Below are 12,672 nucleotides of genomic sequence, written 5' to 3'. Positions count from 1 at the left end.
GGAGGCAATTAATGAAAAATTTATGGTATCTTTTTTCCGCATACATGGTAATCTGGATATTAATTTTTGGTTATCTATTAAAAATAAACTCAAAGCTCAAGTCACTGACTTTAAAAGTGGATTCTCTGGAATCTGAAATCAAAGAATAAATCATAAAAGCCCCCAAAGATGGGGGCTTAAATTCAGATTTATATTAAGCTTTATTGGCACTTCCTAAAACATTTATATTTTTATGCTTATACATCTTTACAAGCTCTTCTCTGGCAGGTTTCAAATATTTTCTTGGATCAAATTCTTTAGGGTTATTCCATAAAAATTCCCTGACTTTAGCAGTGAAGGCAAGTCTGCCATCGCTATCGATGTTTATCTTGCACACAGCACTTGTTGCCGCTTTTCTTAATTGATCTTCAGGGATACCAACAGCTCCTTCCAAATTACCGCCATATTTGTTTATCAATTCAACATATTCAGGAATTACGGATGATGCACCATGTAACACTATAGGAAATCCTGGTAATCTTTTTTCAATTTCTTCAAGAATATCAAATCTAAGAGGCGGAATTGGCTCACCAGGTTTTACTTTGAATTTATATGCACCATGAGAAGTTCCAATGGAAATAGCAAGTGAATCCACGCCTGTCCTTTCAACAAACTCTTCCACTTCATCAGGATTTGTATAATGAGATTTTTCAGCCTGCACATCCTCCTCAATACCTGCAAGAACACCAAGCTCCCCTTCAACGGTCACATCAAATTGATGTGCATACTCTACAACTTTTCTGGTAAGCTCAATATTTTCCTCAAAAGGTAGATGAGATCCATCAATCATAACAGAGGAAAAACCATTATCCACACAAGCTTTACAAAGCTCGAAAGTATCTCCATGATCAAGATGTAATGCTATAGGTATCTCGTAGCCAAGCTCCTTAGCATATTCCACAGCACCCATAGCCATATATCTTAACATGGTAGCATTGGCATATTGTCTTGCACCTTTTGATACTTGCAGTATCACAGGAGATTTTGTCTCAACACATGCCTGAATTATGGCCTGTAGTTGCTCAAGATTATTGAAGTTGTAAGCCGGAATTGCGTATTTCCCCTCCATTGCTTTTTTAAACATTTCTCTTGTGTTCACAAGGCCGAGCTCTTTGTAACTAATTCCCATTTTCGCCTCCTTCATTTATTTTGTTAAGCAGTTCATTTACACTACTGAAAACGCCAAATTCGGTTATATACCCAGTTATCAAATGGCTTGGTGTAACATCAAAGGCCGGATTATAAACAGGAACATTTTTTGGTGAGATAAAAATATCTTTGATTTTTCTGATTTCATCCCCATTTCTCATTTCAATTTTTATCTGACTTCCATCTTCTATGGTAAAATCAAAGGTGGAAAGTGGAGCAGCTATATAAAATGGGATATCATGATAATAGGCAAGAACGGCAAGTTGATAAGTCCCTATTTTATTTGCCGTATCTCCATTTTTTGCAATTCTATCAGCTCCCACAATAATTTTGTCTATCTTTTTTTGACTCATTAAAAATCCAGGCATATTATCGCAAATTAAAGTACAGGGGATATCTTCCTCCATCAATTCAAAAGCTGTCAATCTTGCCCCCTGTAAATACGGTCTTGTTTCATCTACATACACATGAATATTTAAACCTGCTTCCTTCGCAGCTTTAAAAACACCAAGAGCTGTTCCATATCCCGCAGTAGCGAGAGCTCCGGCATTACAGTGCGTGAGAATATTATCTCCATCATTCAAAACAGTTACACCGTTCTTACCAATCATTCTATTATATTCTATGTCTCTTTCGAAAAGCTTTATGGCCACTTTTTCAATATAATTTATATCACCATCACAATACTCATATGCACCTTTCATCTTATCAAGAGCCCAAATCAGATTGACAGCGGTTGGACGAGTATTCTTTAACAGCTCATATATTTCATTGATAGATTTTCCTTCTTTTAGACCAAGAACCACTCCAAAGGCAGCTGACACTCCTATGGCAGGTGCACCTCTAACCACCATCTCTTTTATGGCAAAGGCCACATCATTAACTGTCTTGCATACCATATATTCTTTTTTATGGGGTAAAACCCTTTGATCCAAAAGCTTTAAATTGTCTTTTTCCCAAATAATTGGCTCAAGCATATCCCACCTAAACAAACATATTAAGATGCATTTTCAAATCATCTATTTTCATCTTTACCATATCTAAAGAATCACTCTTACATCCAGGGACAATATAAGAATAAAATTTCAGATTAAAACTTTCAAAAACCTTTTTAGCCCAACTTGTCGTATTTGACGCATAGTCTCTGTTTTGAGCACCCTGCGTAACCACAAAAAAGAGCTTTGCACCTTTTTTCATTTTACTCATTCTGTTTGCATCTTTGAGGCAATACCATCTGTCAAGAAAAAGCTTCATTTGCCCGGTAACAAAACCGTAATAATTTGGTGAAATAAGTATGATTAAATCGGCTTCTGCTAATGATTCGAAAACATTCTTTAAATCATCATTAACCACACAAAAAGTATTCTCTTTTCTACAGGTATAACAGGACTGACACCCTTTATAATTCATCTCATTAAGATTCAAAAGGGTCGCATCAGGATATTTTTCCAAAAGTGCTTTTGCGATAAAAGCAGAATTTCCTTCTTTTCTCGGACTTCCATTTACAATAAAAACATTCATTTCACACCCCCGCACAAGGATAATACATTTTCAGAATATTTTTTTCAACAGTTTTAGATACCTTGCATCACCCCATTTTTTGCAAAAGGTTGTTTTATAGGTTTATGGGAAAACAGTTTGCGGGTTTAAGTTCCCATAAAACCGCCATGGATGGCGGTTTTAGAGGAACTTACCTCGGAGCCAAACTGGACGTTTGGCGAGAATGAGCAAAATGTTTTCCCATAAACAATTCCACATAACTTATTGACATATAAGCATAATTCAAAACAGTCTTAGTAAAAATGGGGTGACTCCAGTTTTAGATACTGGCTTCACACAAGTTAAGGAAAGTAGGGAAGTAGTAAATTAGAAAGATAGGGGAAGTAGAAAAAATGTAAAATGCAAGCTCTAGATTTTGGCATAAATCGAAAATCGAATTTTAATTCTTCTATTTCCCTATCTCCCTATTTCTCTTTTTACTTCAACTCTTACAACCTTCACTACATTCACAGCCTTTATTGAGGTAACTCCAAATAAAAGCTCCTTTACAGACAAAAAGATATACAATATAATTGCAAAAACAAAAGGAGTAAATCAATGAGCAACTTTGACATCGATCCTTTTATTGTGATGGATATAATAAGAGAATCAAGAAAGTTTGATGATGCCATACATTTTGAAGTTGGAGAGCCTGACTTAAAACCGTCACCCAAAGTAATTGAAACTATAAAAGAAAAAGTAGCCGAATCATTTGGATACACAGAATCAAAGGGGATACTACCTCTTAGAGAAAAAATAGCCGAATTTTACAAAAAAAAGTATAACGTGAAAGTTGATCCTGATAGAATCATAGTTACAGTAGGAACATCCGGTGCTTTTAATTTAGCCTTTAACCTACTTATTGAAAAAAAAGAAGTACTTGCTTTTAGTGACCCCACATATCCATGTTATAAAAACATAGCAAAAATCTTCAAAATAGATCATTTGAGTATCCCTGTTGATGAATCAACCAATTATCAAATTGTGCCTGATATGTTAAAGGGTAAAAAAATAAAAGGTTTATTAATTTCATCCCCAGCAAATCCCACAGGCACAATTTATGATAAAGAAAATTTAAAAGATTTAATAGCTTACTGTGAGAAAAACGGTATTTATCTTATTTCAGACGAAATCTATCACGGGCTTGTTTATGAAAATTTCCAAGAATATTCAGCTTTGCAATTTTCTGACAATGCAATTGTGATAAATGGCTTTTCAAAATATTTTTGTATGCCGGGAATCAGAGCAGGATGGATTATACTGCCAAAACATTTGGTAAGAAGAGGGGAGATACTCCAACAAAATATGTTTATCTCTGCACCCACAATCAGCCAGTACGCAGGAATTGCTGCTTTTGATTACGAATATCTGAATTATGTAAAAACAGTTTATGAAAAAAGAAGAGATTTCCTATACAATGAGCTTAAAGAGATTTTTGATATAAAAACCGTTCCCCAAGGTGGTTTTTATATCTGGGTAAATTCATCCAGATATTCTGATGATTCTTTTAGTCTCTGTCAAAAGATTTTAAAGGATACAAGAGTGGCAATAACACCGGGAATAGACTTTGGAAAAAATAAGACAAATCATTATATCCGCTTTGCCTTTACAAGAGAAATAAACCATATGAAAATCGGTATAGAACGATTAAAAGAATACTTATTAAAATAATAAAGGGGGAAATCCCCCTTCATTGCTTCTTTATAAATCTGCAATCTTAAGAACGATTTTGCCAAAGTGCTTGTCATCTTCCATGGTTTGATGAGCTTCTCTAACATCATCTAAAGAAAATACTTTATAAATAATTGGAACGATTGTTCTATCAGCAAATTTTGGCATAACTCTTTCACGAAAGGCTTTGATAATTTCAGATTTCTCTTCCACAGGTCTTGAACGCAAAACAGAGCCGATTATCTTGTGCCTTTTTACCATAACCAATCCGAGATTTATTTCAGCTTTAATTCCACTTGTAACTCCAATAATTACAAGCCTTCCGGCATAAGCCAACGATTTTATATTAGGCTCAAGATAGGCTGCACCAATATGGTCAAGAATAACATCCACACCTCTTTTATTTGTGTACTCTCTTACAATTGGAGAAAAATCAGGATTTTCTTTGTAATTTATCAGTAAATCGACACCAAGCTCTTTCACCTTTTCCATCTTTTCAGGTGCCACAGTTACAATGATTTTAACATTTGGAGTAAGAGCTTTTGTAATCTGAATAGCAGCAGTATTTACTCCGCCACCACCACCATGAAAAATGGCATAATTACCATCCTTCAACTCACCTAAAAGAAAGACATTCAAAAATGCAGTAATATAAGATTCACATATACAAGCAGCTTCTTCATATGTCATTGAATCAGGAATAGGAATTAAATGATCTGCATAGGCAACCGCATATTCAGCATAACCACCACCGCCCACAAGAGCAACAACTCTGTCCCCTTTTTTCCAACCTTTTACATTACTACCCAATTCCTCAATGACACCGGCAACCTCAAGTCCCAGTATTTCAGACTCTCCTGGAGGGGGAGGGTATTTTCCTTCCCTTTGAACAAGATCAGGTCTGTTTATCGATGTGGCTGCAACTTTAATCAAAACCTGATTTTCTTTTGGCTTTGGAATATCCACATCCACAACTTTTAAAACATCAACCCCACCAAAACCATCACAGATAACTGCCTTCATAGACATCCTCCTCATTTTTTTCGCAAATATATTTTAATACTTTTTCAATAGAAATCAAATTCAAACTTCTTACTTCCTTCGTAAAAAATATTTCTGAAGTAATTTCAACATTAGTTGTACACATTATTAATCGATGAATTATATTTAATATATAACTCGTAGGAGGTAAAAATGAAAAAAATAATAATAGGTGTTGTAGTGATAGTGACATTACTAGTTGGAATGGCAATGGCCAAACAACGGGGAAAATGGATGAGTAGAAATTTTATGAATAGTTCCCAAGGTATCATTTATGTAAAATCTTTGCCTGCAGAGCCATTAAGCAATGTTGAAAAAAATACGATTCTACATATGGTTGAAGAGGAGAAACTCGCAAGAGACGTCTATCAAAAGCTTTATGAAGCATGGAAGCTACCTGTTTTCGGTAACATTGCAAAAAGTGAGCAAAAACATATGAACCTTGTTAAATCTCTTGTAGAAAAATATAATTTGCCAAATTCCACAATTAATCCACCTGGTAAATTTAACAATCCTGAATTACAGAAGCTTTATGAAAAACTTGTAAATAAGGGGAAAAAATCAGTCATAGAAGCCCTTATTGTCGGATGTACCATAGAAGATCTAGTTTGGATAAAGCCCTTAAAAATGCTGATAATCAGGATATAAAGTTCGTTTATACAAACATTAGACGCGGTTCTTACAACCATTTAAGAAGTTTTTACAGAATGCTTAAAATGTATGGCGGTGATTATAAACCTCAATACATTTCAGAAAATGCTTTCAACGAAATTGTATCAATGCCCACTCCAATGAAAAGGTGGTAAAAAATACTCTTACCTCTAAGTAACCATTGACGAGCTTACTTTGTCAATGGTTTCCTTCTTCAAGAAACATTTTTAATATTATGTTTTCATCTTAATTTTATGCGAAATGATTTATATAAAATACCTAAAATTCAAAGAATCTTTTATAGGCATTTATATTTGTTGAATTTAAAATAATTTTCACTAAAATATATCTAAAGGAGGTGCAAAATGGAAAAAAGCTCGCCAAAATCAAAGTTTATAATTCAAGCTTTTGTCCTTTTAGGTATTCTTTCCCTTTATACAATACTTTGCGCAAATTTATCTATAGGGCAGGCTGAAGAAAAAGCTATTTTGAAAGATAAAGAAGTTTGTGAAAACTCTTTTAAAATGGATTTACTAGATGAAATCAATAAACTTGAAAAAAAACTGAAAAGCGATGGTAAAATAACTCAATCTGAGTTTGTATTATTAAAAATGAAACTTGAGGAGTGTTATAAAGAAGAATTTTAATTTTACATTTTTTTTACATTTTTTTAAAATCGTCTTAACATTTTAAAATTATTTAAAATTATTATGAAAGCTTTAGAACAAGAATTAATAACCTTAAAAACCGGAATAGCACGCATGTCTCAAATAGTGATAGAGATGTTGAATAATGATATCACTGCGTTGGTTGAAAGAAATTCTGATCTTGCAAAACAGGTTATAGAAACGGATAACGAAGTGGATAAACTTGATGTAGAACTTGATGAATTATGTTTGAAAGTCTTAGCACTTTATGATCCAAAAGCAATAGATTTAAGGTATATAGTTACTGCTTCCAGATTAATAGTTGACCTAGAAAGAATTGGAGATCATTGTGTAGATATCGCAAAAGAAATAATAAAAATTAATGAAATACCACCTATAAAACCTTACCTTGATTTACCAAAAATGGCAGAATCTGCAGGTATAATGATCAAAGAAGCAATAAATGCGTATTTTGAAATTGATACAAAGAAGGCTTTATCAGTTATCAAAAGGGATGATTATATTGATAATTTACACACCCAAATATTAAGGGAATTATTGACATATATTGTTGAAGATATAAGAAAAACCAAAGGTGCTATCTCCCTGATGTTTGTTACCAGAAGTATTGAAAGGATTGCCGATCATGCCACAAACCTTGCTGAAGTTGTATACTTTATGGCAACAGGAAAAGTAATCAGACACACAAGAATTGAAGAACTTGGTAAATAATGGCTACTATCTTAATTGTAGAGGACGAAAACTCTTTAAGAGAATTAATAGCTTTCAATTTACAATCGGAAGGTTTTAAAACAGTAGAAGCCTCAGATGCAAATGAGGCTCTCATGTTTTTAGAAGAGATAGAACCCGATTTAATTCTACTTGATATAATGCTACCAGGGTTAAAAGGTACACAGCTCTTAAATATTCTTAAATCTACTCCAAAAACAGCATCAATCCCAATAATTATTATCTCAGCTAGAGATGAAGAAGATATGATTGTCAAACATCTGGAGCTTGGAGCCAAAGATTATTTAACAAAACCCTTTAGTATAAGAGTATTAATTACGAAGATAAAGCAACAGATTAATGCAAAACAAGGAAAATATAGCAGGACAGTTGAATATAAAGGAATAGTTTTGGATGAAGAAAATCACAAAACCTTTCTGGAAGGAAAAGAACTCATACTAACTCATAAAGAGTTTGAACTGTTAAAATTACTTTTAAAACATCCAGGAAGAGTTTATACTAGAAACCAGCTACTTAGCAATATTTGGGGATATGACTCTGACGTATACACAAGAACGGTTGATGCACATATTTCATCTTTAAGAAAGAAGTTGGGTGAAAAAAGTTCGCTAATAAAAACTGTTCCCAAAATAGGCTATAAAGCAGAGTAAATTCATGCCTGTCAAAAAGTCATTAAAAAGATTTATTATCAACAAACAATTTTTGCATAGTATCTTTGATGAAATAGATGATGCCATTCTAATTTTAGATAATAATCAGAATATAATCTATTCAAATCCTTATTCTAAGACTTTTTTTAATTCTCCACTTTCAGATAATAATCTCTTTATACTTTTAAAAGACTTAGATTCAATAAATCTTTTTGATTATATAATTCACAACGATTGCAATGGTGAAACAAAAAAGTTTAAAAATAGATATGTAAAGATAACTAAAAAATTGATAAAAGATTTTTTATTTATCTTCATTAAAGATGTAACCCCTCACATACAGTACAAAACTTTTAAAACCGAACTCGTGGGTAATATTGCTCACGAATTAAAAACTCCGCTGTCGTTAATTATGGGATATGCTGAAACTTTGCTAATTAATGAAAATATTCCCGAGGATAAAAGAAAAAAATTTCTGGAAATGATTTATGAATCCACAAAACGTTTCGATGCTTTAATCAAAGATATTATTTCATTACACTCTCTTGAAAACCTTGAACCAAACTTTCAAGTAGAAGAAGCAGTATCTTTGCAAAAAATAGAAGAAAATTTAAAAACCATTTTTGAAAATTCTAATAAAAAATTGATTTTAAATTTCTCAAAAAAATCCGTATTTATTAAAGAGGAACATTTAATCAGTATACTTACCAATCTTATTGATAATGCACTCAAATATTCTGATGGAAATAATATTTACGTTTCAATTTCAAAAGCTAAAAAACAAATAATTATAAAAGTCGAAGATGAAGGACCTATAATTCCTGAAGAAGAAAGGGAACGTATTTTTGAAAGATTTTATACTCGTTCTAAATCAAGAAATAAACAAATAACCGGCACAGGGCTTGGATTGTCCATAGTAAAGCATATCACCACCCTTTATGGCGGTTCTATAACATTAACAACAAACCAATACCACGGAAACACATTTGAAATAAAGCTGATTGAGAAAAAAGCTAAAAATTAATTTTTAAAGAGGATGTTGCATAATATAAAAATTGAAAAGCTGCAAAATTTCAATTTAATCTGTAACATATTTATAACAAAAAGATTGCTTCGCTTACGCTCGCTGGTGAGGATTCGGCTGTTCTGTCATTGCGAGGAGCGGCAGCGACGAAGCAATCTCTTATTTACTAAAAAGTTACAAGATTAGTCTTTTGTTATTGTGCAACATCCTCTTAAAGATTCTCAGTGTTTTGGGCATATAAGAAACAATCATCTTCACTGCAAACATTAATCCCATTTTACTCTTTAGGTTTAAATCCAATGGAAATAAAAAAATTTTAACCAATCTCAATGAGAGTATTGCATAGTAGAGAGGAATTTAAAACACTCCATTAATTGATACGTAAGAGATTCTTTAGGCTAACGCCCTCAAATGCCGTAAATCGTAACGCGTAATGCGAGATTTTCATTTTACGCTTTATGTTTCATGCTTCACGCGTTACAGGTTTTAGTCATTCTGAGCGATAGCTGTGTATCCCAAAATTATCAACAAATTACATCTTGTAAAGATATAACCGTACAACACCCTTACTTCAAAATGAAGAATTTGAAACATTACCAACAAAGAAAAATTATGTTAATAACATGAGAACAAACAACCAACAGAATCTTTTAATGAAAATATTATCCAAACCTTCCAGTTATATAATCCTCTGTCATTTTCTCTCTCGGGTTGGTAAAAATCACTGATGTTTCATCATACTCAATTAGTTCACCCATATACATAAAAGCTGTGTAGTCAGACACCCTCGCAGCTTGCTGCATGTTGTGAGTAACAATCATTATGGTAACCATCTCCTTCAATGAATGAACAAGCTCCTCAATCCTAGATGTGGCAATGGGGTCAAGCGCACTTGTTGGCTCATCAAATAAAAGCACTTCAGGCTCCACCGCCAGTGCTCTTGCAATACAAAGTCTTTGCTGTTGTCCACCAGACATACCGCTTGCAGTGCTGTTTAATCTATCCTTCACCTCATCCCATAGAGCTGCATCTTTTAAAGCCTTTTCCACCCTGTCTTGCAACTCATTTTTATTTTTAATCCCTTTCAATTTTAAACCATAGGCTACATTATCAAATATGGACATGGGAAAAGGTGTAGGCTTTTGAAAAACCATTCCAATTTTGCTGCGTAGCTCTATTGTATCAATTTCCTTTGAAAGGATGTTTCTCCCACCAAAAAGTATTTCCCCTTCATACCTGTTTGCACTGTATAGATCATGCATTCTGTTAAAACACCTAAGATAAGTAGTCTTACCACAACCAGATGGCCCGATCAAAGCAGTAACTTTATTCTTTTTGATCTCCATATTGATATTTTTTAAAATGTGAACATTTCCGTAATAAAAATTTAGGTTTCTTACACTAATAATTGTCTCACTCATTTTCTGTATCTCCATTTTATTAGTAATCTTCCAAGAATAGTTACAACTAGAATTGCAAATGTGATGACAAAAGATGCTGCCCAGGCAATTTTGTGCCAATCTTCATATGGACCCATGGCATACTGAAATATAGTTACAGTAAGAGATGGCATAGGTTCATTTAGGTTTGTTGTAAAAAAGGAATTGTTGAATGATGTAAAAAGTAATGGCGCTGCTTCACCTGCCACCCTTGCTATGGCAAGAAGAACACCTGTTAAAATACCTGTTGCTGCACCCCTGTAAACCACCTGCATTATCACCTTGTAATAAGGTGCTCCAAGGGCAAAGGCAGCTTCCCTCAACTCATCAGGAATTAACTTTAGCATATCTTCTGTGGTTCTCACCACAATTGGAAGCATTATTATGGCAAGAGATACACCACCTGCCCATCCGTTGAAATGCCCAAGAGGACGAACCATAACTGCATAAACAAATGTCCCCACCACAATGGCTGGGATACTAATCATTATATCAGCAAGAGTACTGATAAAATGAGCAATTCTCTTATTCCTACCATACTCTGCAAGATATGTCCCACCAAGAATCCCAAGAGGAACACCTACCACAACCGCCACAATGACAATTAAAATCTGTCCCACAAAAGCATTTCTCAAGCCACCACCTTCAAGACCAGGAGGTGCCGGATCTTCTAAAAAAAGTTCAGGTCTAATATATTGAATTCCTTCTCTTAAAAGATCAAAAAGGATAAAAACTAACCAAAACAATCCTAGCAAAGCACTCAAAAAAGCAATAGAAAGGGCAACAAAGTTTTTTATTTTTCTTCTTTTTATGTTATTTTGCACTACCTCTCCTCAGTATATACTTTGCAATAGCAAGGATGAAAAAACTTAACACAAAAAGAATTAAAGCGAGATAAAATAAAGATGATAAATAGAGATCTGAATCAGCTTCTGTAAATTCATTGGCAAGGGTCACTGTAATGGTAGCTGCAGCATCCAGAAGAGATGACGGTATTTTATGATTGTTTCCAAGGACAAAGGCCACAGCCATCGTCTCCCCAAGCGCTCTCCCCATCGCAATAACTATGCTGCCATAAATACCATATTTCGCATGGGGTAACATAATATCCTTTATCACTTCCCATTTTGTAGCTCCCATTCCGTAAGCTGACTCTTTCAATACTACTGGCGTCAAATTCAGAGTATCCCTTGTAATACTTGCAATAAAAGGGATAAGCATAATACTCAACACCAAACTTGCGGTAAGAATATCAATCCCAAGAGGGGTACCTCGAAACAAAATGCTGAAAAAAGGAATAGGGGCAAAAAATCTTTGTAAAAAAGGTTCAATATAGTTTCCCATAATTGGGGCAACTGTGAATAACCCCCACATCCCATAAATAATACTTGGTATTGAAGCAAGCATTTCAATGGTAGTACCAAAAGCACCTTTTAAAAAATCAGGACAAAGCTCTACCAGAAAAATAGCGATACCAATTGCCACAGGAACTGCCATCAAAAGAGCAATCAATGTGATAATTACAGTTCCTGAAAGCATTGTAGCTGAACCAAAAATCTCTTTCACAGGATCCCAGGTAGTAGTTGTGAGAAACTTTATAATTCCAAAACTTCCAATCGCCTGTTTTGATTCCACCACAAGAGAAATAAATATTCCAAGAACAGTTAAAAACAGTGTGATAGTACCCGCAAACGTTATAAATTTAAATAAATTATCAAAAGCTTTTTTACTGTTCTCCATACAAACCTTCATCTATTGAAATTGCAGCAGAACAGTATGGAATTAATTTGAAGAAAATTTGAAATTTTTGTAAAATTTTTGTAAAAAACTCTTATCTATATATTCTTTAAAAATTGTGGCAAACTGATTATAATGTAACACTCAAATATGTATTCGAAAGTTTCACAAGCAAAACTTCCGAAAAAAACATCTGCTTATATCTATATGGTATTAAATCGCTAGATAGACTTTACATTATTTAAGATTATTATTTGCATGATAAGCATAAGCTAAATTTGTCGGAGGTTAAGGGTAGGAGGGGATAACCCCCTCTTTTATGGAAAGAGCTTTTT

At 33.7% G+C, this 12,672-nt stretch carries 13 protein-coding genes and 1 pseudogene; 7 read left to right on the top strand and 7 right to left on the bottom strand.

What is annotated here, in order from left to right; all coding sequences use genetic code 11:
• Window positions 1-11: 11 nt before the first annotated feature.
• On the top strand, window positions 12-149 hold the full coding sequence (locus FHQ18_RS02770; RefSeq protein WP_149265643.1) for a CcmD family protein: 138 nt from the start codon (window positions 12-14) through the stop codon (window positions 147-149).
• Between the two features lie 44 nt (window positions 150-193).
• On the opposite strand, the gene FHQ18_RS02765 is transcribed toward FHQ18_RS02770, so the two are convergent.
• The 3 genes from FHQ18_RS02765 to FHQ18_RS02755 are packed head-to-tail and all read right to left on the bottom strand — an operon-like array spanning window position 194 to window position 2,709.
• A complete protein-coding gene (locus FHQ18_RS02765; RefSeq protein WP_149265642.1) occupies window positions 194-1,168 on the bottom strand; it encodes a class II fructose-bisphosphate aldolase in 975 nt (324 codons plus the stop codon).
• Window positions 1,158-2,165: an S-methyl-5-thioribose-1-phosphate isomerase gene (gene mtnA, locus FHQ18_RS02760; protein ID WP_149265641.1), complete on the bottom strand. Its 1,008-nt coding sequence runs from the start codon at window positions 2,163-2,165 to the stop codon at window positions 1,158-1,160. Before mtnA ends, FHQ18_RS02765 begins: the two co-directional genes overlap by 11 nt.
• Before the next feature lie 7 nt (window positions 2,166-2,172).
• Entirely contained in the window at window positions 2,173-2,709 is a 537-nt protein-coding gene (locus FHQ18_RS02755) for a flavodoxin family protein (RefSeq protein WP_149265640.1), read from the bottom strand.
• A gap of 576 nt (window positions 2,710-3,285) precedes the next feature.
• On the opposite strand from FHQ18_RS02755, the gene FHQ18_RS02750 reads away from it, so the two are divergent.
• The gene (locus FHQ18_RS02750; RefSeq protein ID WP_149265639.1) at window positions 3,286-4,398 is read left to right on the top strand and encodes a pyridoxal phosphate-dependent aminotransferase; all 1,113 of its coding nucleotides are present in this window, start codon (window positions 3,286-3,288) and stop codon (window positions 4,396-4,398) included.
• Window positions 4,399-4,428: 30 nt separating this feature from the next.
• Here FHQ18_RS02750 and FHQ18_RS02745 read toward each other — a convergent pair whose 3' ends face one another.
• Entirely contained in the window at window positions 4,429-5,421 is a 993-nt protein-coding gene (locus FHQ18_RS02745) for an NAD(P)H-quinone oxidoreductase (RefSeq protein ID WP_149265638.1), read from the bottom strand.
• A gap of 171 nt (window positions 5,422-5,592) precedes the next feature.
• On the opposite strand from FHQ18_RS02745, the pseudogene FHQ18_RS12700 reads away from it, so the two are divergent.
• The 5 genes and pseudogenes from FHQ18_RS12700 (at window position 5,593) to FHQ18_RS02720 (ending at window position 9,161) form a co-directional block, all read left to right on the top strand.
• Window positions 5,593-6,245 (top strand): annotated as a pseudogene (locus tag FHQ18_RS12700) (DUF2202 domain-containing protein).
• A gap of 210 nt (window positions 6,246-6,455) precedes the next feature.
• Window positions 6,456-6,737, top strand: a complete 282-nt coding sequence (locus FHQ18_RS02735) for a hypothetical protein (RefSeq protein ID WP_149265637.1) — start codon at window positions 6,456-6,458, stop codon at window positions 6,735-6,737.
• Window positions 6,738-6,800: 63 nt separating this feature from the next.
• Window positions 6,801-7,469, top strand: a complete 669-nt coding sequence (gene phoU, locus FHQ18_RS02730) for a phosphate signaling complex protein PhoU (RefSeq protein ID WP_149265636.1) — start codon at window positions 6,801-6,803, stop codon at window positions 7,467-7,469.
• Window positions 7,469-8,137, top strand: coding sequence for a winged helix-turn-helix domain-containing protein (locus FHQ18_RS02725; protein ID WP_149265635.1), 669 nt, complete (start codon window positions 7,469-7,471; stop codon window positions 8,135-8,137). Before phoU ends, FHQ18_RS02725 begins: the two co-directional genes overlap by 1 nt.
• Window positions 8,138-8,141: 4 nt before the next feature.
• On the top strand, window positions 8,142-9,161 hold the full coding sequence (locus tag FHQ18_RS02720; protein WP_149265634.1) for a sensor histidine kinase: 1,020 nt from the start codon (window positions 8,142-8,144) through the stop codon (window positions 9,159-9,161).
• Between the two features lie 662 nt (window positions 9,162-9,823).
• Here FHQ18_RS02720 and pstB read toward each other — a convergent pair.
• Genes pstB through pstC form a run of 3 tightly spaced genes read right to left on the bottom strand, consistent with a single transcriptional unit; the run spans window position 9,824 to window position 12,340 of the window.
• Window positions 9,824-10,582: a phosphate ABC transporter ATP-binding protein PstB gene (pstB, locus tag FHQ18_RS02715; RefSeq protein WP_223144570.1), complete on the bottom strand. Its 759-nt coding sequence runs from the start codon at window positions 10,580-10,582 to the stop codon at window positions 9,824-9,826.
• Window positions 10,579-11,424, bottom strand: coding sequence for a phosphate ABC transporter permease PstA (pstA, locus tag FHQ18_RS02710; RefSeq protein WP_149265632.1), 846 nt, complete (start codon window positions 11,422-11,424; stop codon window positions 10,579-10,581). The genes pstB and pstA overlap by 4 nt, the downstream gene beginning before the upstream one ends.
• Entirely contained in the window at window positions 11,414-12,340 is a 927-nt protein-coding gene (gene pstC / locus FHQ18_RS02705) for a phosphate ABC transporter permease subunit PstC (protein WP_149265631.1), read from the bottom strand. Before pstC ends, pstA begins: the two co-directional genes overlap by 11 nt.
• Between the last annotated feature and the right edge of the window lie 332 nt (window positions 12,341-12,672).

Source organism: Deferribacter autotrophicus (genome assembly GCF_008362905.1).
GTDB classification, from domain to species: Bacteria; Chrysiogenota; Deferribacteres; order Deferribacterales; family Deferribacteraceae; genus Deferribacter; species Deferribacter autotrophicus.
Note: the sequence above shows the minus strand (reverse complement) of the source record. Positions and strands in the feature narration are given on the sequence as shown.